Origin of the sequence: Bosea sp. AS-1, assembly GCF_002220095.1 — a bacterium.
In the GTDB taxonomy this organism is placed as follows: domain Bacteria; phylum Pseudomonadota; class Alphaproteobacteria; order Rhizobiales; family Beijerinckiaceae; genus Allobosea.
Genome location: NZ_CP022372.1, coordinates 2965932 through 2987763, shown reverse-complemented (window position 1 = coordinate 2987763; position 21832 = coordinate 2965932). Strand labels below are relative to the sequence as shown.

General features: G+C 64.9%; 17 protein-coding genes and 1 pseudogene. 7 read left to right on the top strand and 11 right to left on the bottom strand.

The genetic code is table 11. From position 1 onward, the window contains the following. Positions 1-46: 46 nt before the first annotated feature. Entirely contained in the window at positions 47-2146 is a 2100-nt protein-coding gene (recG, locus tag CE453_RS16005) for an ATP-dependent DNA helicase RecG (protein ID WP_248307758.1), read from the bottom strand. 143 nt (positions 2147-2289) lie between these two features. Here recG and CE453_RS16000 point away from each other — a divergent pair, with 143 nt between their 5' ends. Together CE453_RS16000 and mfd are read left to right on the top strand one after the other, a co-directional pair. After that, positions 2290-2586: an FAD assembly factor SdhE gene (locus CE453_RS16000; protein WP_089175491.1), complete on the top strand. Its 297-nt coding sequence runs from the start codon at positions 2290-2292 to the stop codon at positions 2584-2586. A 147-nt stretch (positions 2587-2733) separates the two neighbouring features. After that, on the top strand, positions 2734-6285 hold the full coding sequence (gene mfd / locus CE453_RS15995) for a transcription-repair coupling factor (RefSeq protein ID WP_089175490.1): 3552 nt from the start codon (positions 2734-2736) through the stop codon (positions 6283-6285). Positions 6286-7040: 755 nt separating this feature from the next. Here mfd and CE453_RS28645 read toward each other — a convergent pair. Beyond that, on the bottom strand, positions 7041-7214 hold the full coding sequence (locus CE453_RS28645) for a hypothetical protein (RefSeq protein ID WP_157733065.1): 174 nt from the start codon (positions 7212-7214) through the stop codon (positions 7041-7043). A gap of 168 nt (positions 7215-7382) precedes the next feature. On the opposite strand from CE453_RS28645, the pseudogene CE453_RS15990 reads away from it, so the two are divergent. After that, a pseudogene (locus CE453_RS15990) lies at positions 7383-8357 on the top strand (zinc-dependent alcohol dehydrogenase family protein); the annotation flags it as partial. On the opposite strand, the gene CE453_RS15985 reads toward CE453_RS15990, so the two are convergent. From CE453_RS15985 to CE453_RS28950, 9 genes are all read right to left on the bottom strand, one after another. Beyond that, complete coding sequence (locus tag CE453_RS15985; RefSeq protein WP_248307757.1) at positions 8298-9305, bottom strand: LysR substrate-binding domain-containing protein; 1008 nt, start codon at positions 9303-9305, stop codon at positions 8298-8300. The pseudogene CE453_RS15990 and the gene CE453_RS15985 sit on opposite strands and share 60 nt — an antisense overlap. Before the next feature lie 35 nt (positions 9306-9340). Then, positions 9341-10738, bottom strand: a complete 1398-nt coding sequence (locus tag CE453_RS15980) for an FAD/NAD(P)-dependent oxidoreductase (protein ID WP_089175489.1) — start codon at positions 10736-10738, stop codon at positions 9341-9343. Continuing rightward, positions 10735-11028, bottom strand: coding sequence for a (2Fe-2S)-binding protein (locus tag CE453_RS15975; protein WP_089175488.1), 294 nt, complete (start codon positions 11026-11028; stop codon positions 10735-10737). Before CE453_RS15975 ends, CE453_RS15980 begins: the two co-directional genes overlap by 4 nt. Then, the gene (locus CE453_RS15970; protein WP_089175487.1) at positions 11012-12127 is read right to left on the bottom strand and encodes an NAD(P)/FAD-dependent oxidoreductase; all 1116 of its coding nucleotides are present in this window, start codon (positions 12125-12127) and stop codon (positions 11012-11014) included. The genes CE453_RS15975 and CE453_RS15970 overlap by 17 nt, the downstream gene beginning before the upstream one ends. Before the next feature lie 64 nt (positions 12128-12191). Beyond that, positions 12192-12914, bottom strand: a complete 723-nt coding sequence (locus tag CE453_RS15965) for an aspartate/glutamate racemase family protein (protein WP_089177932.1) — start codon at positions 12912-12914, stop codon at positions 12192-12194. 31 nt (positions 12915-12945) lie between these two features. Further along, positions 12946-14670, bottom strand: coding sequence for an ABC transporter permease subunit (locus CE453_RS15960; RefSeq protein WP_248307756.1), 1725 nt, complete (start codon positions 14668-14670; stop codon positions 12946-12948). Between the two features lie 103 nt (positions 14671-14773). Next, positions 14774-15850, bottom strand: coding sequence for an ABC transporter ATP-binding protein (locus CE453_RS15955; protein WP_089175485.1), 1077 nt, complete (start codon positions 15848-15850; stop codon positions 14774-14776). A gap of 11 nt (positions 15851-15861) precedes the next feature. Beyond that, positions 15862-16926 (bottom strand): ABC transporter substrate-binding protein, encoded by a 1065-nt coding sequence (locus tag CE453_RS15950; protein WP_089175484.1) that lies wholly within the window; start codon positions 16924-16926, stop codon positions 15862-15864. Positions 16927-17119: 193 nt separating this feature from the next. Next, entirely contained in the window at positions 17120-17401 is a 282-nt protein-coding gene (locus CE453_RS28950; RefSeq protein ID WP_089175483.1) for a hypothetical protein, read from the bottom strand. Between the two features lie 90 nt (positions 17402-17491). Here CE453_RS28950 and CE453_RS15940 point away from each other — a divergent pair, with 90 nt between their 5' ends. From CE453_RS15940 to CE453_RS15925, 4 genes are read left to right on the top strand one after another with little or no spacing between them, the layout of a single operon-like run. Then, positions 17492-18265, top strand: a complete 774-nt coding sequence (locus CE453_RS15940) for a GntR family transcriptional regulator (RefSeq protein WP_198302123.1) — start codon at positions 17492-17494, stop codon at positions 18263-18265. A 34-nt stretch (positions 18266-18299) separates the two neighbouring features. Next, on the top strand, positions 18300-20624 hold the full coding sequence (locus tag CE453_RS15935) for a molybdopterin-dependent oxidoreductase (RefSeq protein ID WP_089175481.1): 2325 nt from the start codon (positions 18300-18302) through the stop codon (positions 20622-20624). A 26-nt stretch (positions 20625-20650) separates the two neighbouring features. Beyond that, a complete protein-coding gene (locus CE453_RS15930; RefSeq protein ID WP_089175480.1) occupies positions 20651-20998 on the top strand; it encodes a RidA family protein in 348 nt (115 codons plus the stop codon). Between the two features lie 45 nt (positions 20999-21043). Continuing rightward, positions 21044-21439, top strand: coding sequence for a carboxymuconolactone decarboxylase family protein (locus CE453_RS15925; protein ID WP_089175479.1), 396 nt, complete (start codon positions 21044-21046; stop codon positions 21437-21439). Positions 21440-21832: the final 393 nt, after the last annotated feature.

The window sequence follows — 21832 nt, the reverse complement described above, 5'->3', positions numbered from 1 at the left end:
ATGGCGGAGGCAAGACGGCCGCGCTTGATCGGGATTGCGGTGAAACCTAGCCTGCCCGCAGCAACCTGATCGCCACATCGCGCTCGAACAGATAAAGCAACACCTGGATCGCCTTGCCGCGCGGGGTTTCCAGGTGCGGATCCCGCTCGATCAGGAGCCGCGCATCGTCGCGCGCCGCCACCAGCAGGTCGCCATCGATTTCCGGCCGGGCGATGCGCCAGTCCGGCGAGCCGGACTGCTTGGTTCCCAGCACCTCACCCTCGCCACGCAGGCGCAGATCCTCCTCGGCGATGCGGAAACCGTCCTCGGTCTCGCGCATGATGGTGAGCCGCGCCTCGGCGATCGGCCCGAGCGGTCCTTTGTAAAGCAGGAGGCAGGTCGAGGCGGCCGAGCCGCGCCCGATACGCCCGCGCAGCTGGTGCAATTGAGCGAGGCCGAAGCGCTCGGCGTGCTCGATCACCATGACGCTAGCATTGGGCACGTCGACGCCGACCTCGATCACCGTCGTCGAGACGAGGATGCGGGTTTCGCCGGCGACGAAGGCGGCCATGGCGGCATCCTTGTCGCGGCCGGGCATCTGGCCGTGCAACAGCCCGACCTTGTCGCCGAAGATGTCGCGCAGGGCCTCATAGCGCTCCTGCGCGGCTGCGACATCGAGCGTGTCGGATTCCTGCACAAGCGGGCAGACCCAATAGACCTGCTGACCGTTCTCGACCGCTCGGCCGATGGCGCCAACAACTTCGTCATAGCGCTCGGAGGAGATCGCGCGGGTAACAATCGGCTTCCGACCCGCCGGCTTCTCCGAGAGGATCGAGATATCCATGTCGCCGAACCAGGTCAGTGAGAGCGTGCGCGGGATCGGCGTCGCAGTCATGACCAGAACGTCGACGGCCTCACCCTTTGAGCCGAGCAGGAGGCGTTGGTGCACGCCGAAGCGGTGCTGCTCGTCGACCACCGCGAGCGCCAGATCATGGAAGGCGACGCCCTCCTGGAACAGCGCATGGGTGCCGACGGCAATGTCGATCGAGCCATCGCTCAGCCCGGCAAGCACCTGCTTGCGGCCGGCACCCTTCTCGCGCCCCGTCAGCAAGGCGAGCCTCAAACCTGCCTTTTCCGCCAACGGCGCCAGCCGCTCGGCGTGCTGGCGGGCGAGGATTTCGGTTGGCGCCATCAGCACCGATTGCCGGCCAGCTTCGGCGGCAGCGGCCATGGCCATGAGGGCCACCACAGTCTTGCCGGAGCCGACATCACCCTGGAGGAGGCGCAGCATCCGCTCAGGCTTGGCCATGTCGGCGTGAATGTCGGCGATCGCCTTGCGCTGGCCTTCGGTCAGCTCGAAGGGCAGGGCGGACTGGATACGGAAGCGCAGTCCTCCATCGCCCGTGGTTGCGCGTCCGGCGATTTTCTTCTGCTGGCGTCGGACGAGCGCGAGCGCGATCTGGCTTGCCAGCAATTCGTCATAGCCGATCCGGCGGCGCGCTACGGTATCCCCCTCGGCCGCTTTTCGGTCGACCGGGTGATGCAGGGCCTCTACCGCCGCCCGGAACGAGGGAAAGTCGCTCTTTGAGTGAAAGGCGGGGTCCTGCCATTCCGGCATGTCCGGGCAGCGCTCGGCCGCTGCCTGCGCGATCCGCATCATCACGCGGGGTCCGATGCCCTCGGTGAGTGGATAGACTGGTTCGAAGGCCGGCAGCGTTGCCGCGAGCTTTGGATCGAGGATGCGCTCGGGATGCACCATCTGGCGCATGCCTTCCCAGAGCTCGAGCTTGCCCGAGACGATGCGGTAGGCGCCGACGGGCAGGCTTTGCGCCAGATGGCGGGAATCGGCATGGAAGAAGACGAGCGTGACGTCACCCGTCTCGTCCTCGACGATGATGCGGTAAGGCGCCTTCTTGCCGGCGGGCGAGGGGCGATGTTCTGCGACGCGGGCTGCAAAGGTCGCAATGTCGCCGATCGGTGCTTCCTCGATCGAGGGACTAGGCCTGCGGTCCACTGCGCCGGTCGGCAGGTGGAACATCAGGTCGACGACGCGCGCACCTTGCGTCTCAGTGCCGAGGAAACGGTCCAGAACCTTGCCGAGCTTCGGGCCGACGCCCGGGAGCGTCGTGGCGGAAGCGAAGAGCGAATCGAGGATCGAGGGGCGCAAATCGTCTCGCGGAATTGTCAGGAGCGCGAAATGGACGGCGGTTCTGCCGCTGACTTCGCCGGGTTCCGTCGCTATATAACCCGGCGAGGCAGGCTCCGCGACGGGGCCGGCTCTTTTGCCATTGCGCCATCCCCGAGGTTTTCATGTCCGGCTCGACCCGCTCCAGTGCCGATCTCAACCCGCGCCGCCGCAAGATCCTGTTCCGCGCCTGGCATCGCGGCATGCGCGAGATGGACCTGATCATGGGCCGATTTGCCGACGAGGCGATCGGCGGGTTCAGCGAAGCCGAACTCGACGAGTTCGAGCGCTTGATCGAAGTGCCGGATCGCGATCTCCTCGGCTGGATCACCGGCGAGATCGCCTTGCCGGAAAACTACGATACGGAGCTGTTCCAGCGGCTCAAAGCATTTCACCGGCACGACAAGCCGATTCATGTGTGAGACCACCGGGTTCGAACCTCAACCCTCATCCTGAGGAGCGACCGAAGGCCGCGTCTCGAAGATGGTTCAGAGCGCTCTGGAACATCGAGGCACCGCTGCACGGCTCCTCAGGATGAGGGCTCCCTTGATTGAACTGACGAAGATCGTATGAGCATTCCTCCTCCGTCCCAGATCGCCAAGGCGCAGCTCGACCGCCTTCTCGATGCGCTGAACCGCGGTGACAAGCCGACGCTGGCCGGCGTACCGGATGGCTTCGACGCTGTCGTCCTGGCCGACCTGACCCGCGCCCGCGCCAAGAAGGCTGAAGGGCCGGCACTGCTCGTCTTCGTCGCCCGTGACGGCCAGCGCCTGCAGGTCCTGGAGAACGCCCTGCAGTTCGTTGCACCGGATCTGGAGGTGATGACTTTCCCGGCCTGGGATTGCCAACCTTATGACCGTGTCTCTCCCGCGCCCGCCATTGTGGCGCACCGGATGACGACGCTCTCGCGCCTGGCCAAGACGAAGTCCGGCGACCGGCCGCGTCTGCTGCTGACCACCGTCAACGCCGCGCTCCAGCGCGTGCCGGCCTTCGGCAAGGTCGCGTCCGAGAGCTTCTCGGCCGCGCCGGGCAACATGGTCGACATCGAGGAGCTGGCGCGCTGGCTCGACATCAACGGCTATCTGCGCACCTCGACCGTGCGTGAGACCGGCGAATTCGCCGTGCGTGGCGGCATCGTCGACCTGTTCCCGCCGGGCATGCCGGCGCCGATCCGGCTCGACTTCTTCGGCGACACGCTGGAGTCGATCCGCACCTTCGATCCCGAGACGCAGCGCACCACCGGGCAATTGCGCGGGCTCGATCTCGTGCCGATGTCCGAAGCGCAGATGACGAGCGAGAGCATCCGCCGCTTCCGCCAGTCCTATATCTCGACCTTCGGTACGCCCGGCCGCGACGACACGCTCTATGAAGCCGTCAGCGAAGGCCGCCGCCCGGCCGGGCTGGAGCACTGGCTGCCGCTGCTTGCCGAAAAGCTCGACACGCTCTTCACCTATCTGCCCGACGTGCCGCTGGTGCTCGACCATCAGGCCGAGGATGCCGTCGGCGAGCGCATCAGCCTGGTCAAGGACTATTACGACGCCCGCAAGGCCGCGCTCGACCAGCCGGGTGGAGCAGGGGGCATCCCCTACAAGCCGCTGCCGCCGGATGCGCTCTACCTGTCGCCGGCCGATTGGCGCGGCGTCGTCGACGCCTCTGGCGTCGCGAGCCTCACCCCATTTCAGTTGCCCGAGAGCGAAGGCAAGCTCGTCCTCGATCTCGGCGGCAAGCAGGGGCGGAGCTTTGCGGCCGAGCGCGCCGGTGAGTCCGGCAGTGTTTTCGAGGCCGCCGTCTCGCATGTTCGGGCACTGGAGGCTGACGGCAAACGCGTCATCCTCGCGGCATGGTCCGAAGGTTCCCGCGAGCGCCTCGCCCATGTGCTCGAGGACCACGGGCTGAAAAGCGTGCAGATGACCGGTTCGCTGCGCGCGGCCTTCGATCTCAAGCCCGGCACCGTCGCGCTGGCGGTCTGGGGCTTCGAGAGCGGCTTCGAGGCCGGTCGCCTCGCTGTCATCGGCGAGCAGGACATTCTCGGCGACCGCCTGGTTCGGCCGCGCCGCAAGACGAAGCGTCCACAGGATTTCATTGCCGAGCTCTCTTCGCTCGCGCCGGGAGACATCGTCGTCCATGTCGACCACGGCATCGGTCGCTTCGTCGGCCTGCAGTCGATCACGGCTGCCGGCGCACCGCATGACTGCCTGGAGATCCACTACGCCGGCGATTCCAAGCTGTTCCTGCCGGTTGAAAACATCGAGCTGCTTTCCCGGTATGGCTCGGAGGATACGGAAGTCCAGCTCGACCGGCTAGGCGGTGGTGGCTGGCAAGCACGAAAGGCCAAGCTCAAGCAGCGCATCCGCGAGATGGCGAGCAAGCTCATCCAGGTCGCGGCAGCGCGCGCGCTTCGGGACGCGCCGCGCCTCGTGCCGCCCTCCGGGGTCTACGACGAATTCTGCGCCCGCTTCCCCTATGAAGAGACCGAGGACCAGCAGAACACGATCGACGCCGTGCTCGACGATCTCGCGGCCGGCCGCCCGATGGACCGGCTCGTCTGCGGCGATGTCGGCTTCGGCAAGACCGAGGTCGCGCTGCGTGCCGCCTTCGCCGCTGCGCTCAACGGCAAGCAGGTCGCGGTCGTGGTGCCGACAACGCTGCTCGCCCGCCAACATTATCGCAACTTCGCGGATCGCTTTGCCGGCTTGCCGATCAGGGTCGGGCAGGCCTCGCGCTTCGTCGGCTCGGCCGATCTCAAGGCGGTGAAGCAGGGCGCTCGTGACGGCACGATGGATATCGTCGTCGGCACGCATGCGCTGCTCGGCAAGGGTGTCGACTTCAAGGACCTCGGCCTCGTCATCGTCGACGAGGAGCAGCATTTCGGCGTCGCCCACAAGGAGAAGCTGAAGGAATTGCGGGCCGAGGTGCATATGCTGACGCTGTCGGCAACGCCGATCCCGCGCACGCTGCAACTGGCCATGACCGGCGTGCGCGAACTCTCGATCATCGCGACGCCGCCGGTCGACCGCCTTGCCGTGCGCACCTTCGTCACGCCTTTCGATCCGCTGATCGTGCGTGAGGCGCTGCTGCGCGAGCGTTATCGCGGCGGGCGCAGCTTCTATGTCGTGCCGCGCATCGAGGACATCGCCGACGTCAAGGACTTCCTCGACAAGCAGGTGCCCGAGTGCAAGGTCGGCATCGCCCATGGCCAGATGGCAGCTGGCACTCTGGAAGACGTGATGACGGCCTTCTATGAGGGCCAGTACGACATCCTGCTCTCGACAACGATCGTCGAATCCGGCCTCGATATCCCGACCGCCAACACGCTGATCGTCCACCGCGCCGATATGTTCGGCCTCGCCCAGCTCTATCAGCTGCGCGGCCGCGTCGGCCGCTCGAAGACGCGCGCCTACGCGCTCTTCACCGTGCCGGCCAACCGCAAGCTGACCGATCAGGCCGACAAGCGGCTGAAGGTCCTGCAATCGCTGGATACGCTCGGCGCCGGCTTCCAGCTCGCCAGCCATGACCTCGATATCAGAGGCGCCGGCAACCTGCTCGGCGACGAGCAGTCCGGCCATATCAAGGAAGTCGGCTACGAGCTCTACCAGCAGATGCTGGAGGAGGCTGTCGCGGCGCTCAAGGCCGGCATCGAGTTCGAGACCGAGACGCAATGGTCACCGGCGATCCAGGTCGGCGCGCCGGTCATGATCCCCGAGCACTACGTTGCCGACCTGACATTGAGGCTGACGCTCTACAAGCGCCTCTCGACCATGGACGACGATGCGGAGTTGCAATCCTTCGGTGCCGAATTGGTCGACCGCTTCGGCCCGCTGCCGGAAGAGGTCAACCAGCTTCTGGAGATCGTCGCGATCAAGGCGCTCTGCAAACGCGCCAATGTCGAGAAGGTCGAGGCGGGGCCGAAGGGCATCATTGTCGCCTTCCGTGGCAACGAGTTCGCCAATCCCGAGGGGCTGGTGAGCTTCGTCGCCAAGCAGGGCACGTTGGCGAAGGTGCGCCCCGACATGCGCGTCGTCTTCATCGACGATTTCGACACGGTCGAGCAGCGGCTCAAGGCAACACGGCGGCTGCTGACCGATCTCGCGCGGATCGCCGAACGCAAGAAGGCAGCCTGACGCGAAGGAGTTGGCGCTGCCGCACCCTCGGACTGCCTTCCGGGCGCCGGTATTTGACCTCGTCCGACATATCGGTCGATAGTCAGGTGGGGGCAAACAGCAGGATGGGGCGATCATGCTGTCGATCTCGAACCAGACGGCCCTGTGCCTGACAGGGTTGGTCGTTTCCGGTTGCATGCAATCCATGCCGACGGCTGAGAGCCTCACAAGGCCGACCGTCGAGGCATTTGCGCGGCTGAGTAGCTGGACACCCTGGAAGCCGACGTCCGAACAGGCGCCTCCTCTCGTAATCGTCGAAACACCGCCTCCCTCGGAGGTGGCGGCACCGGATATTGCGTCTGTCGAGCCGGCGGCAAAACCTCGGGCGATCCATCGCTCCTTGGGAAAGCAGCGATCGGGAGAGACCGCGAGATTGGCGACGGCGAGAAGGGTACCGATCCCGACCACGCCAGCGCGCGCTGAGGCTGTGCCGGAGGGCGCGCCGCTGTTGCCCGCCAGAATGTCCTGCCAGACCACGAGTCAGCCGGGCGAACGCGTCAGGATGGAATGCAAACCTGCCGAGTAGGGGCGGGAGGTCCTTGCGCCAGGGCCACTCGCGCCTTCCGGTGGCCGCAATCGCAAACGACAGGTCCAGACTCCAAAAGAGCCGTAAGGCGGGTTCAGCTCGCGCTAGGCCGGAACGATTTAACCGGCCGCTAAGCCTGTCTTGGGCGCTTTTTTGACAGACCCGAGCAATTTTACGGTTTGGATTGAATTCAATTTGACTGGATATGCCGCATCGTCACCTCGCGACCGGTTTTCGGCGAGGGGGTTATGTTTGCGCGATACTCGACCTTTGTCTTCTTGCTGATCTTGAGCGCGTTCTTCTTCACGTCCGCCCGGCCAGCCAGCCGCGAGAGCAGGCCAGATCCGGCCGTCACCGCGACCAAGCCCGAGCATCCCGCGTTCAGCAACGGGCACCGGCCGTAGAGGCTAGGAGCATGAACGCCGGCCTGCACAAGGTTGACGCGAAAGTCCGAATTCCGGCTCGGAAGGCTCTCCAAACGTCAGCAGCCCAATCCGGACGATAAGAAAACCGCTTGGTTCGGATTAGAACTATGCGTTTGCGGCTCGCGGCTCCCCGTGTGACCAAACAGTCCTCGCTGCGGTTGGAGGTGGTCATGCGTGCGCTGTTGTTGAAGGAATATGGCGGTCCTGAAAAGCTGAGCCTCGCAGATGTCGATCGCCCGGAGCCTGCCGCAGGGCAGCTTCTCGTGAAGATCGCCGCAGCGTCGGTCAACCCGATCGATCTCAAGATCCGCGAAGGCTTGCCGATCGGGCCCGCGATGCCAGCTATTCTCGGTTGCGACTTTGCTGGCACGATCGCGGCGATCGGCTCGGGAGTGACGGGCTTTCGGATTGGCGAGGAGGTCTATGGTTGTGCCGGCGGTGTCAAAGGCCATGGTGGCAGCCTTGCCGAATATATCGCGGCGGACGCCCGGCTGGTCGCGCCCAAGCCGGTTTCCCTGTCGTTCCGGGAGGCAGCGGCACTGCCGCTGGTATCGATCACGGCCTGGGATGCCATGGAACGGGCGGGTGTGAAGGCCGGCGACCATATCCTGATCCATGGCGGTACGGGCGGCGTCGGCCATGTCGCGATCCAGCTCGCCAAGCAGCTCGGCGCCAGGGTCGTCGCGACGGTCAGTTCCGAAGAAGCGGCATCGATCGCGCGAGAGCTGGGTGCCGACGAGACGATAGACCACCGTTCGGAAGAGGTGGCGGATTATGTCGGACGCCTGACAGGCGGGCAGGGCTTCGACGTCATCTTCGATACCGTCGGCGGCCCCAATCTCGCCAACTCATTCAAGGCAGCCGCTGTTGGTGGCCGGATCGCGACCACCAGCGCGCGAACCACCGCCGATCTTTCGGACATGCATGCCAAGGCGCTGACGTTGCATGCGGTCTTCATGCTGCTTCCGATGCTGCGCGGCCCCGGGCGGGAGCGGCACGGCGAGATTTTGCGCAGGTTGGCGTCACTGGTGGATGGCGGCAAGCTCAGGCCGCTGGTCGATCCCGACCGCTTCACCCTGGAAACAGCGGGTGAGGCTCATGCCCTTCTGGGCGCCGGCAAGGTGCGTGGGAAGGTCGTGATCTCGATCGAATGAGGTGGCCCCGGCGTCTCTCGTCGGGTTGGCGAGGCTGAGCTTCTCCGTCAGGAACGTCATAAAGGCCTCGACGAGGTGGCTGCAATGGCCACCTTCGGAGAGGAGCGCGATCTCGGCCGCAGGAAGCGCCGGCCACCTCGCACTGTCGGTCAACTCTTGCATTTCGTCGGTCAGGAAGGATCGTCCCAGCGCCGTCACGCCGAGGCCCCCAGCCACGGCCGCCTGCACGCCCGTCAGGCTGCTGGACGTACAACTCGCGATCCAGTCGCGATTGATCTTGCCAAGCGCATCGATCATCGCGGTTCGGTAGAAGCACGGCTTGGGCAGCATGACGAGCTGTGCCGGCGCCCCGGTGGGCTTATGAGACCGGGCGGCCATCCAGCAGACCGGCTCCCGCCAGATCAGGCGGCCAGCTCCGGCACCGGCATTTTGCCGGATGATGGCGGCGTCGAGACGTTTGGCCTGATAGCTCGCGACAATGTCGCAGCTCAATCCCGTGGTCAGCTCGATCCGGGTGTCGGGGTGGGCCTGAACGAAGCGCGCAAGCGTGGCTGAAAGCAGCCCCGGCAGGAAGTCCTCCGCAATGCCGAGCCGTAATGCGGCCGAGGGCGTACGCAGGCTCCTCAGCAGGTCGTCATTGGCTTCGATCATGCTGCGCGCGGCGGCAAGCAGCCGCTCACCGGTCTGCGTCAGCGTCAGGGAGCGCGAGCTGCGCTCGAAGATCCGGCTGCCGACCAGAGACTCCAGACGTGTCATCTTCTGGCTGACCGCCGACTGCGTTCGCCCGACGGTCGAAGCAGCAGCGGTGAAGCTGCCGCTGTCGACGACCGCGACGAAGGCGCGCAGCAGATTGATATCGAGGTCGGGGAGAGGCATTCAGACGCTGTCGTCGATTCAATCTGTGGCCGGGCTCACATCGACCCGCCATCGGGCTCGGCAGCCGCGGCGATCTCGCCCGCCGTGATCGGCTTGATCGGCATGCGCTGCCGGAAATAGCCGATCTCCTGCTGGCTTCGCCCGCTCAGCAAGGACATCGTCTCCGTGATCGTATGCCCGCACATTCGGCCCTGGCAGGGGCCCATGCCGCAACGCAGGAAACCTTTTGCCTGGTTGGGGCCGGCGGCGCCTTCCTTGACCACCTGCGCGATCTCGCCGCGCGTCACCTCTTCGCAGCGACAGACGACGATATCGTCGGCCTGAGGTGCGACGAAGGCATCGGCCGGCCGATAGAGCGCCTCGAGAAAGGGCCTGATCGCGCGGTCGCGCTTCAGGGCCGCGCGGAGAGGGGTGCTTGCCCTGTCACGCTCCCGTTCATCGATTGCCGCGAGATCGCGGGCGACGTCGAGCGCGATGAGCGCGCCGTTCAGGCGGGCAGAAATGGCACCGGCGACGCCAGCCTCGTCGCCTCCGATCCAGAGCCAGGGCTGACTGGAGCGCCCCCAGTCATCGAGTTCGGGGCGCCAACAGCGTTGCCGATCGTCCCAGACATGCTGGCACCGCAACGCCATGGCGAGATTCACATTGGGAATGACCCCTTGATGAAGTGCGATGCGGCTTGCCTCGGCGTGATGCCAGCTCTTGCCGATGCGCCATTTCACGCCGCGAACGGCATCCTCGCCCTCGATCTCGACCTGTTCCACGCCGCGCTCGATGCGTACGCCTGCGGCACGCAGTTCTCGGATCAGGCCAAGGCCTTTCGACAGATACGAGGCTGCCAGAAGAGCGCGTGGGAGATGAGGAAGCGCCGCAGCGAGATTCTTTCGCGGCGTCGTCTCGATGATCAACCGTGGCGGATGCCCGGCACGACAATATTGCGCGGCGACGAGATAGAGCAGCGGGCCGCAGCCGACGAAGACGATATCGTCCTCCACGAGCCCGGCAGATTTCAGCAGGATCTGGGCTGCGCCCGCGGTCATCACGCCGGGCAGCGTCCAGCCGCGGAGGGGGAAGGGGCGTTCCATCGCTCCGGCCGCGGCGATGATCCGGCGTGCCGGGGTGACGCCGGAACCGCCGCGGGAGCGCCAATGGATCTCGCCCTCGGCCACGGACCAGACCATCGTCCCGGGGCGGTGGTCGGCGCCGGAGCGCCCGAACGCTTCGGCGAGTGTGAGGCCGGCATAGTAGTCCGGCCCCAGGATGGATCGGCGGTCCTGTTCCGGCCGCTCCTTGATTCCTCTATAGATCTGGCCGCCCGGCCCACCGGCCTCGTCGAACACGACGCAGCTCAACCCGTGTTCACGAGCCGTGACGGCGGCGGCCATGCCGGCCGGTCCTGCGCCGATGATCGCGACATCGAACGGGCCGCTCATCGGCCGAGCTCCGGGGCGCCGGTCTGCGGCTCGACGATCATGCCCTCACGGACGGTCTCAAGACAGGCCTGCCGATTAGGGCGGCCGTCCACCGTGACGAGACATTCGAAGCAAACGCCCATCATGCAGTAAGGGCCGCGCGAGGCACCGGACCGCGGCGTGCTGCGGAAGGTTTTGATGCCGGCACGCAGGATCGCCGCAGCGAGATTCTCGCCCTCGCGGGCGGGAACGGTTGTTCCTCCGAAGCTGAACGCGGTGTCGAATTCGATGGGATCAAGACGCTGGAACACTGAAGCGATCCGATGAGAAAGGGTGCCAGGTCGGGTCCAGCCTGCCGGCGGAGAGGGCGGCGGCGAGCGGACCCGCGTGAAACGGGGCAAGCGTGACCCCACTATGGACTGTCACCAGAAAGGCGCCTGGGTGGGGCATAGACTCGGCATAGACAGGCATGCCGTCCGGCGACATCACGCGCAGCGCCGCCCAGCTGCGCACGACCTGCGCGTCAGCGAGCAGCGGCAGGGCCGCGACGGCGCGCTGGGCCGTTGTCCTGATGATGCCGGGCGTAGTTCGATCGTCCAGCCCGGCTTCCTCGGAGGATTCTCCGAAGATGATGCCACCCTCCACGGTTTGGCGGATGAAGCTGATTCCGTAACGCAGGAACGGTTTCAGCTTTTCCGTGACGAGAATCTGCCCCCGGACCGGGCGGACGGGAGCGGACAGGCCCAACTTCGGTGCAAGCTCCTTGTTGCCGAGGCCGGCGGTCAGGATCACCCGGTCGGCAAGCCAATCGCCCTGCGGCGTAGCCACCCGAAAGCCCGAGCCGTCCGGCGAGACATGCGTGACGGGGTGGCTGGGCCGATAGTCGCCGCGCTGCTCGAACACCGCGATGAGCGCACGCAGCAGATGGAAAGGATTGGTGGTGCCATCGTCGTTGCAGAAAGTTGCTCCGGTGACCGCGGGGCCCACCTCAGGCAGCAGCTTGCGGATGCCGTCATTGTCCATGATCTCGAAGTTGCTGGGCTCTGACGCCTGCTCTTCGAGGTCCGCAAGCATTCTGCTGCGGCGCTCCAGTTCCGCATCGGAAAAGCAGAAGAAGAATGCTCCGGGCCGGCGGAAATGCAGGTCGATGCCGCTTTCGGCCCCGAGTTGCTGTGCAAAGGCATCCCAGCCTCTAGCCGCCCGGCGCGTCAGGTCGGCATAGGCGGGGCCGCCGGCGCCCTTGCCCTGCACCCAGACATTGCCGAGGTTGCCGCGCGCCGCACGGAAGGCGATATCGCCCTCGTCGAACAGCGTCACGGCTTCGCCACAGGCAGTGAGCCCATAGGCAATGCTCGCGCCGACGATCCCGCCGCCGATGACGGCGATTCCCGTCTTGTTCGGACCGCTCATGCGGGCCTGCCCGTTTCGCCGCCGGGCGCAGGTGTCCGAGCTCGCTCCATGATCGCGGCGATGCTCAGTCCGTGCCGAAGCGCCGCGGCTTCAGCGCGGCATGGAAGGTATTCACCATCGTGACCGCGTCGAACACCGGGAGGCCATAGCGTTCGGAGATATCAGCGCTGAACGGAGTCAGGTTGGTGCACTCCCCGACGATGGCGCCGACGTCCGGATGCCGGTTGAGAAGCTCGCCGGCGGCGGCAAGAACCTCCTCACGCAACACATCATAGGGCACGGTGTCGTCTCCCGCCCGGATGCTGCGGACGAATTCGGAGGTCTGCGGCAGGCCGACGACCGGAGTGTCCTCGGCGATGCCGACGGCGCGCAGATAGGGGCCATTCAGCACCTCGGCATTGTAGGTGAGGATGCCGACCTTCTTGCCTGTCGGCAGCATGCGCTCGACCATGGGCACTTGCAGCAGCGCGCTGGTCGCAACCGGCACGGAGCAGAAATCCGCCAGCTCACGCTGGTAGATCGAGAGGAAGCCGCAGGTGGTCGTGATGCCGTCGACACCGGCATCGATCAGCTCCTGCGCTGCCCGCTTGAACGGTTCGAGCAGGCTCGACTGGTGCAGCTCCGTCATCCGCGAGGGCACGGCGTCGTGGACGATCTTGTACTGCACCGGAAAGTCCCAGGTGCCGGCATGGCCGATATCGCCGGGCCAGCGCCGGAATCGGCTGTTGACCATGAGGATGCCGACGGTGACGCCGTAATAGGTCTTCTTGCGAAGGTTATTGCGCATGGAACCCTTCCAGATTGCGCCCCGATGGGCGTCAGCCGCGGCCGGCCGCACGCCGGAGCCGCTCGTTGAGAAACAGGAGGCCGGTCATCAGCACCAGCAGCAGGGTCGCGACGGCCGCCAGGGTCGGATTGATCTGCAGCAGCAGGTCAGACCACATCTGGCGCGGCAGCGTGTTGAATGAACCGCCCGTCAGGAACAGCGCCACCGTCAGTTCGTCGAACGAGGTGACGAAGGCGAACAGGAAGGCGGAAAGCAGCCCCGGCTTGATGATCGGCAAGGTGACCCGGCGCAGCGTCTGCCACCGGCTGGCGCCCATGACGGCTGCAGCCTGGTCGAGCCTCCGGTCATAGGTCGCCAGCACCGCCATCACGGTGATGACGACATAAGGGACGGCGAGCACCGCGTGGGCGATGACCAGCCCCGTCACTGTCCCGACCAGCTCGATCTTCGAGTAGAGGAAGAAGAGCGCGACCGCGATGACGATGCGCGGCACGATCAGCGGCGACAGGATCACCGCGAGCGCGGCGGTTTTGCCAGGGAAGCGATTCCAGGCCATCGCGAAGGCCGCCATCGTACCGAGGACGAGGGCCAAGGCACCCGACGCGAGCCCGACGGTCAGCGAATTCCAGGCCGCGCTGGTCCAGTCGGTGGAGGCAAAGACGGCCTCGTACCAGCGCAGCGAGAAGCCGTTCGGATTGGCCTGGACCGCATTGCCCGGCGTGAAGGAGGCCGGGATCACGAACAGAGTCGGAATCAGCAGGAAGGCGACGACGAGCAGGAACAGCGTCAGGCTGCTCCCCCCGCCAAGGCGCCGGAACGCTCGTTCCGGAAGAAGTCTGGCAAGCAGAGTACCGAAGCTGGCGCAGAGGCTACCGAGGCCGTTTACGACAGCCCGGCCGAGCAGGTCGAGGGCACGGGACCATGCCGAGATCGAGCGCGCCGAACGGTCCGTTGAGCCGCCGGCGAGGCTCGAAAGCCCAACGACGCGGTCATAGGCGACGAAGACCACGATCGAGGCCGCGAGCAGGAGGACCGAGAGCGTGCTCGCCGCCGGCCAGTTCAGCAATTCCTGGATCTGGGTGATGATCACCTGCGTCAGCATGGTCTCGCGCGCGCCACCGAGCAGGGCCGGCGTGATGAAGAAGCCGAGCGAGCTGATGAAGACCATCATCGCGGCAGCGCTGATGCCCGGCATGCATTGCGGGATATAGATGCGCCAGAAGATCTGGGCCCGCCCGGCGCCGAGCGTCTCCGCTGCGCGCGACAGGTTGCGGTCGATCGTCTGCATGACCGGCAGCATCGTCATGACGGCGAGCGGCAGCATCGCATGCGACATGCCGATGAGCGTGCCGGTGAGGTTGAAGATCAGCGAGGCGGGCGCGTCGACGATGCCGAGTGCCAGCAGAAGCTGATTGACCGCTCCGTTTCGGCCCAGAAGGATCATCCAGGCGAAGGTCCGCACCAGGAAGCTGGTCCAGAACGGCAGGAGAACCCAGATCAGCAGCGCGTTCCGGCTTTTGGGAGCTGCATTCGCCAGATAATAGGCGACCGGAAACCCGCCGACCACCGAGATCGCCGTGGTCCATCCGGCGATCTTGAAGGTGATCAGCAGGACGTCGAAGTAGAGTGGGTCCGAGAAGGCTTTGGTGAAGTTGGCGGACGTGAAGGCGCCGTCTGCGCCGAACACCGACAGCGACAGGATTTGCCCGACGGGAAAGAAAAAGAAGATCGTCAGGAAGGCGAACAACGGCGCCAAAGGCAAAAGCGGCCTCGCACGACGCAAGCGCGACCTGACCGCAGGCATTGCAGGCTCGGCAAGCGGAGAGGAATCGTATTCTCGCGAAGACATGGCCGTCATGTCACGTGCCCGGCGGCAGGACGATGGCGTCGGCGGCGGACCACCCGAGCGTGACCGTCTGTCCTCGTTCCGGCAACGGACCTGCGGAGGTCAGTTCCTTCGCCAGAAGGATGGTGCCGTCGTCCAGACGGACATTGATCTTGGTGAAGCCTCCGGCAAAGACGACGCCGAGCAGCTGGCCGCGGCGGATGTTCTCATGCGTTTCGCCGTCACGGATGAGCTTCAGCCGCTCAGGCCGCACCATCCAGTTGACCTCTTCCTCGGCGCGCCGGCCGGCACCGGTCGCCACCCTGATCGTCGATCCGTCTGGCGAGCCGAGCAGGGTCTCCGTTCCGGTCGAGAGCACTTTCGCCGGAGCGATATTGGATTCGCCGAGGAAACCGGCCGCGAAGACCGAGGCCGGCTTGAAGTAGAGATCCGCCGGCGTGCCGATCTGCTCGACCCGCGCATTGTTCATGAGGCAGATCCTGTCAGACATCGACAGCGCCTCCTCTTGATCATGCGTGACGTAGAGGATGGTGATGCCGAGCTCAACATGCAGGCGCTTGATCTCGGTCTGCATGTGCTCGCGCAAGTTCTTGTCGAGGGCGCCGAGCGGCTCGTCCATCAGGATGATCGAGGGCTCGTAGACGATGCAGCGTGCTAGTGCGATCCGTTGCTGCTGGCCTCCGGATAACTCGCGCGGCAGGCGTTCGGCGACGTGGGGAAGATGGACGAGTTCGAGCACCCGGCGCACCGCGGCGTCGATCTGAGGCGCTCCCATCCGACGCATGCGCAGCGGAAAGGCAATGTTCTCGTAGATCGAGAGATGCGGAAAGAGGGCATAGTTCTGAAAAACCATGCCCAAGCCGCGCTTGGCCGAGGACTCGTCGGTGACGCGCCGGCCATCGATCCAGATATCCCCGCCCGTCGGCTCGGTCAGGCCGGCGATCAGGGATAAGAGCGTGGTCTTTCCCGAGCCGGAGGGCCCGAGCAGCGTCAGGAACTCCCCGTCGCGCATCGAGAGCGTCGTGGGTTGGAGCGCCACCACGTTGTGGTAGCGCTTGGTGATCTGCTCGGCTCGCAGCTTCTCCGTCATCGCCCTTGGTCTCAGCTGCGCAGAAGCCAGGTGTTGAAGCGCTCGAACATCTTGTCCTTGTTCGCGCCCCACCACTCGTCGTTGCTGGGGATCAGCTTCGAGAAATTGGCAGGTTCCGTCGGGAGCTGCTTGGCGCGGGCAGGGTCGATGAACTTGAACGCGGCCTGGTTGGTCGGTCCGTAGGCCAGTGCCTTGGTATAAAGAGCCTGCCGCTCGCCATTGGCGCAGGAGGCGATGAACTTCTTGGCGAGTTCGGCGCGCGGGCATCCCTTCGGGATGGCCCAACCTTCCATGCCGTAGAGGCCGCCGTCCCAGATGATCTCGACCGGCGCGCCATTGTCGATCGCCGCCTGGATGCGCGCGTTGCTGGAGGCCAGGAAGTCAACTTCGCCGCTCTGCAGGAGCTGTGTCGTCTGGGTGAAGCTTGTCCACCAGACTGCGATATGCGGCTTGATCGTATCGAGCTTCTTGAAGGCCCGGTCGACATCGAGCGGGTAGAGTTGCTTCGGATCGACGCCGTCCGCCAGCAATGCGCCTTCAAGAGTGTGGATCGGGCTCTTCGGCAGCGCACGGCGCCCCGGGAACTTCGCGACGTCGTAGAAGTCGGCCCAGTTCGAGGGGCGGGTCTTCATGTTGTCGGTCCGGTAGCCCAGGACGCTGCCGTAGACATTCGTGCCCATCCAGTCCGCCTGCTTCGCAAGCGGAAGGAGCTGATCGTAGTCCGCGCCCGAGAGTTGCAGCGGCTCGAGCAGCCCGGCATCCGACAAGAGCTTGCGCGACGACAAAGTGATGGAGACGACGTCCCAGATATAGGACTTGGCGTCGACCTGCGCCTTCACCTGGCTGGTCGGCTCGGCATCGCGCGAGACGTTGACGAGCTCGGCGCCCGACTTCCGGAACGGCGCGTAGAAGGCGGGCGTGAAGCCGGTTACATAGACGCCGCCCGGATCCGCGACGGTGATCCGTTCCGCCGCGAGGGCAGGGCGGATGATGAACGGCGCAGCGATGAGACCTGCACCGCCGCCGATCAGGCCGCGACGCGAGATCCCGCTACGGGTGAAAATGTGATCCGGCATGACATTCCCCTTTTTTCTTCCGATCAGGTGAAAAGCGGTCTTCGATGCTTGCTCATGCTCGCGTCGAAATCGACGAACGTTCTTAAAACAGGTCGATTTTGTTTTTCGAAGCGGACGAGCAAATTTACGCCGATTCCTTGTTTTCGCGAGAGTACGGAATGACTGTTCTCCGTGTCTATTCGAGTGAAATATTCTACGGACTGCTGCGTGTTGAGGATTCCTGCGAGGTAGAGCTGCTATAAAGGGCGCGGAAGGCAAAGATTAGCGGGATGTAGGACGGCAGGCTGACGCCGGCATCCTGAATTTCGGGGCCAGCCTCTGAAGGGCAGCGATCACCGCACCGCATGCGGTGCTCGTGCAAGGCAAAGGAACAGCGGTCGATCCGCATGTCGCGCCGGCCAGCGGCCGAGGCGAACGAGACCGGCGCGGTCTTCGCCCTTCGGCTGACGAGCGAGGATGCGGCAATCGACTCCATCACGTCTCCATTGTCGATTTCATGTTGTCGACAATACGCAAGGCGTGTAGGTTTACAACATCAAATTTGCGCCGCACCCGATTTCACGCAGTGGAGCGGCTCAATGAGGAGACAGGCATGAATAAGCCGGCAATGCCGGGTGGCGCTGTGACGGCGGTCGGGGCCCGGCGGGCTGCGATAGTCGTGGCGCCCAAATCGCTGACCCAGCAGATCTCGGATCACATCCGGTCCGAGATCATCCATGACAACATCAAGCCGGGCGAGTGGATCCGGGAGAAGGCGCTCACCGACCAGTTCGGGATCTCACGAACCCCCTTGCGCGAGGCCCTTCAGATCCTCGCGACGCAAAGGCTGATCGAGATCATCCCGAATCGCGGCGCGGTCGTCGTGGCGCTCTCGGATGACGAGATCCGCCACCTGCTTCAGGTCTATGTCCGCCTCGACGTGTTCGCAGCCGAACTGGCCTGCGTGCACGCGACCTCTGTGGATGACGAGGCGATCCGGCACCACCTGGACACCATGGCGGAAGCCTATCGCGTCGGTGACCGCTACGCCTATTTCGACGCCAACCAGGCTTTCCACCTCGGGATCGCCGCCGCGTCCCACAATCCCGTGCTGATCGAGATGCACGCGCAGCTCAATCTTCGCCTCTATCGCACGCGCTATCTCGGGGTCCTGCAGGCGGAGAACTGGGCGAAGGCCGTCAACGAGCACGAGCCCATCGCCGAAGCGTTTCTCAGCCGGAATGCGCAGCTCCTGGCCCGCCTGGTCTCGGAACACCTGGGGTTCGCTTGGCGCATGGTTTCGTCCGACGAGTCCGGGGACGCGGGAGCGAAACCGGCCGAGCTGGCGAGGACCGCCTGATCATCCGCCGATGCCCAAGGCCTGAGCGACGACGATGCTGAAGACACCCGCACGACCGACCGTCGCCACGCATTGGGGAACCTATCGTGTTCGGATGTCCGAGGGACGTCCCGCCGAGCTCGAAGGCTTCGAGCAGGATCCGGCGCCGTCCCCCATCGCGCGGTCGATGATAAGCGCGCTCGATGACCCGACGCGGATCGAACGCCCCATGATCCGTGCCTCCTTCTTCGAAAAAGGATATCGGGCGACCGGCGCCGGCCGCGGTGCCGAGCCCTTCGTCGCCGTGGATTGGCCCGAGGCGATCACCATTGCGGCCGGAGAACTCGACAGGGTCCGCAAGGAACACGGCAACACCGCAATCTTCGGTGGCTCCTATGGCTGGGCAAGCGCCGGTCGCTTTCACCACGCGCAAAGCCAGATCCATCGATTCCTCAACGCCATAGGCGGCTATACACGCTCCGTCGGCAATTACAGCTATGCCGCGGCCGATGCGATCGTGCCGCATGTCGTCGGCGATCGCCGCGGGCTCGTGACCGATCACACCTCCTGGCCGGTCATTGCCCGCCACGCGCGGATGCTGGTGCTGTTCGGCGGCTTGCCGCTGAAGAATTCGCAGGTGAGTTCCGGCGGCATCGGCCGCCACATCCTGGCGGAGAGCCTCGAGGCATTCACGGCGAGCGGCGGTGAAATCGTCGCGATCACGCCAATCCGCGACGATGTCGACCCGGGCTTTCGCGCAGGTTGGCTTCCGATCGTACCGAACACCGATACCGCGCTGATGCTGGGTCTGGCACACACGCTGTGGAGCGAAGGGCTGCACGACGAGGCGTTCCTCACACGCTGCACTACCGGCTTCGATAGATTCCTCCGCTATCTCTCCGGCGAGAGCGACAGCACTCCAAAAACGGCGGAATGGGCGGCGGCCATCTGCGGGGTCGACGCCGAGGCGATCAGGGTCCTGGCCCGCAAGATGGCCCATCAGCGGACGATGATCATGGTGGCCTGGGCGGTGCAGCGGGCGGACCATGGCGAACAGCCCTGCTGGATGGCGATCACCCTGGCGGCGATGCTCGGCCAGATCGGCTTGCCCGGCGGGGGCTTTGGAATCGGCTACGGTTCCGTCAACGGCATCGGCGTCCCGACCCTCGACCTGTCCTGGCCGTCCCTCGGGCAGGGCACCAATCCCGTCGACGAATTCATTCCAGTGGCGCGGATCTCGGACCTGCTGTTGAAGCCGGGCGAGCCCTATCAGTTCAATGGGCAGGATCGACGCTACCCCGATACCCGCATCGTCTACTGGGCTGGCGGCAATCCTTTTCACCATCAGCAGAACCTCAATCGCTTCCTCGAAGCCTGGAAGCGGCCTGAAGTGACGATTGTCCATGAGAGTTGGTGGAATCCGCTGGCCCGTCATGCCGATATCGTCCTGCCGGTAACTACCCAGCTGGAGCGCAACGACATCGTCTGCTCAAGCCGCGACCGCATCCTCGCGGCCTCGCATCGGGTCAGCGCGCCCTTTGGGCAGGCACGGAACGACTACGATATTTTCAGCGCTCTCGCGGATGCGCTCGACGCGGGAGCGGCCTTCACGGAGGGGCGGGGCGAGGAAGACTGGCTCCGGTCGCTCTACGAGAAGGCACAGGTGCGTCTCTCGGCATTGGGCTTCAACCCACCGGATTTCGAAACCTTCTGGGAGGAGGGGGTCTTGCTCTTTTCGGAGCCGGAGCCGGAGCAGCAGCGGCCCCTGCTCGATGCCTTCCGGCAGGATCCCATTGGGAATGCTCTGCCGACCCCGTCCGGCAAGATCGAGATCTGGTCCGACAGAATCGCATCATTCGGCTATGACGACTGTCGCGGCCATCCTGCCTGGCTCGAACCTCGGGAGTGGCTCGGAGCCGGCAAGGCGGCGCAGTTCCCGCTGCATCTGATCTCGAACCAGCCCAAGACCAAGCTCCACAGTCAGTACGATCAGGGCTCGCATTCGCGTGCCGCCAAGATTCGGGGTCGTGAGCCTGTCCGGATCAACCCCACCGACGCCGCCGTGCGCCGGATCGGCGACGGCGACATCGTTCGTCTGTTCAATGATCGCGGTGCCTGCCTTGCCGCTGCGGTCCTCTCCGACGCAGTTCGTCCGGGGGTCCTGCAACTGGCGACGGGGGCTTGGTACGACCCCACAGCTCCCGGCACGGCCAGCCTCGAAAAGCACGGCAACCCCAACGTCTTGACACATGACCTGGGGACGTCGCGCCTGGGCCAGGGGCCGAGCGCGCAATCCTGTCTCGTCGAGATCGAGCGCTACACCGGGGAATTGCCGCCCGTGACCGCCTTCGATCCTCCTTCGATCGTAAACCGCTCCTAACGACGCAACCTGCGCGGAGATTATCCATGCTGATCACGAGAGCCGATTCGAACGGGCGCCGCAGCCGTGCCGTGGTCCATAACGGGACGGTCTATCTGGCGGGGCAGGTGGCGGATGACCGCTCGGTCTCGGTCGGAGAGCAGACGGCGCAGGCGCTGGCAAAGGTCGACGACATGCTTGCGCGCTGCGGCAGCGACCGCACGAAAGTGCTCTCGAGCATCATCTGGCTGAAGTCGATGGACGACTACAAGGCCATGAATGAGGTCTGGGACGGCTGGGTCGATCCCGATCACGCACCCGCACGCGCCTGCGTCACGGGCGACATGGCCTACCCCGATATCCTCGTCGAGATCATGGTCGTCGCCGCCGCGTGACCAACACTGAAGCCGCTCTTGTCGGATGAACCTGGGAGACAGACGATGCCTCGCCCGAAAGCGATCGAGTACAACCAAGCCAGCGACGCCGTGAAAGCCGTCTATGACGAGATCAAGTCCGCCAGAAACCTCGATGACGTCAACAATTTCTGGAAGTACCTCGCCAACGACGAGAAGACCTTGCGCCGGACATGGGACAGCATCCGCGAGGTGATGGCGCCGGGTGCGCTGGATCCCCTGGTCAAGGAGCTGATCTATGTCGCCGTCAGCGTCACCAACAATTGCGGCTATTGCATCGCCAGCCATGGTGCGGCGGCAGCCAAGGCAGGAATGACGCCAGAACAGTACAACGAGCTTCTCGCCGTCGTCGGCATGGCCAACGAGACGAACCGTCTGGTCAACGGCTATCGCGTGCCGATCGATCCCGCGTTCGAGCTCTGACGCGGACTGGCGCCGGGCGGTCCGGCGTGCGCGTCAACTCGACCTGCTGCGGCTGAATGACCGCAACAGGTTCGGTCAAACGTAGACGCAGATGCGCGTCGGCGACCCTGAGTCGTGACGGCGAAGGGCAGAAGAGGGCTCGATCGGCTGGGAATAGGGGCCGGAGGGAGGGCTGCGCCGCATAGAAACGGCACTTAAAAAGCCAGCTGCTTGCGTGATTTCTTTGGCGGAAGGGGTGGGACGATATTCCACCCTGCCGCCAACGCCTTGATAAGGCCTAACTCGTTGAGTCGGCAAGGCTTGCCATGGGGGCATTTTTGACTCATTCGTGGGTCCACAATGCTCCGGGAAGCGTCAATCCATGGCTCGCAAACCTCGTCTCAAGAAACTCGG

Excerpts from the sequence above, each read along its gene's own strand:
- CE453_RS15980 (WP_089175489.1), bottom strand. The coding sequence starts at position 10,738 with ATGAGCGGCCCGTTCGATGTCGCGATCATCGGCGCAGGACCGGCCGGC.
- mfd (WP_089175490.1), top strand. The coding sequence starts at position 2,734 with ATGAGCATTCCTCCTCCGTCCCAGATCGCCAAGGCGCAGCTCGACCGC.
- CE453_RS15985 (WP_248307757.1), bottom strand. The coding sequence starts at position 9,305 with ATGCCTCTCCCCGACCTCGATATCAATCTGCTGCGCGCCTTCGTCGCG.
- CE453_RS15970 (WP_089175487.1), bottom strand. The coding sequence starts at position 12,127 with ATGAGCGGTCCGAACAAGACGGGAATCGCCGTCATCGGCGGCGGGATC.
- CE453_RS15930 (WP_089175480.1), top strand. The coding sequence starts at position 20,651 with ATGCTGATCACGAGAGCCGATTCGAACGGGCGCCGCAGCCGTGCCGTG.
- CE453_RS15965 (WP_089177932.1), bottom strand. The coding sequence starts at position 12,914 with ATGCGCAATAACCTTCGCAAGAAGACCTATTACGGCGTCACCGTCGGC.
- CE453_RS15935 (WP_089175481.1), top strand. The coding sequence starts at position 18,300 with ATGCTGAAGACACCCGCACGACCGACCGTCGCCACGCATTGGGGAACC.
- CE453_RS15955 (WP_089175485.1), bottom strand. The coding sequence starts at position 15,850 with ATGACGGAGAAGCTGCGAGCCGAGCAGATCACCAAGCGCTACCACAAC.
- CE453_RS15950 (WP_089175484.1), bottom strand. The coding sequence starts at position 16,926 with ATGCCGGATCACATTTTCACCCGTAGCGGGATCTCGCGTCGCGGCCTG.
- CE453_RS16000 (WP_089175491.1), top strand. The coding sequence starts at position 2,290 with ATGTCCGGCTCGACCCGCTCCAGTGCCGATCTCAACCCGCGCCGCCGC.
- CE453_RS15925 (WP_089175479.1), top strand. The coding sequence starts at position 21,044 with ATGCCTCGCCCGAAAGCGATCGAGTACAACCAAGCCAGCGACGCCGTG.
- CE453_RS28950 (WP_089175483.1), bottom strand. The coding sequence starts at position 17,401 with ATGGAGTCGATTGCCGCATCCTCGCTCGTCAGCCGAAGGGCGAAGACC.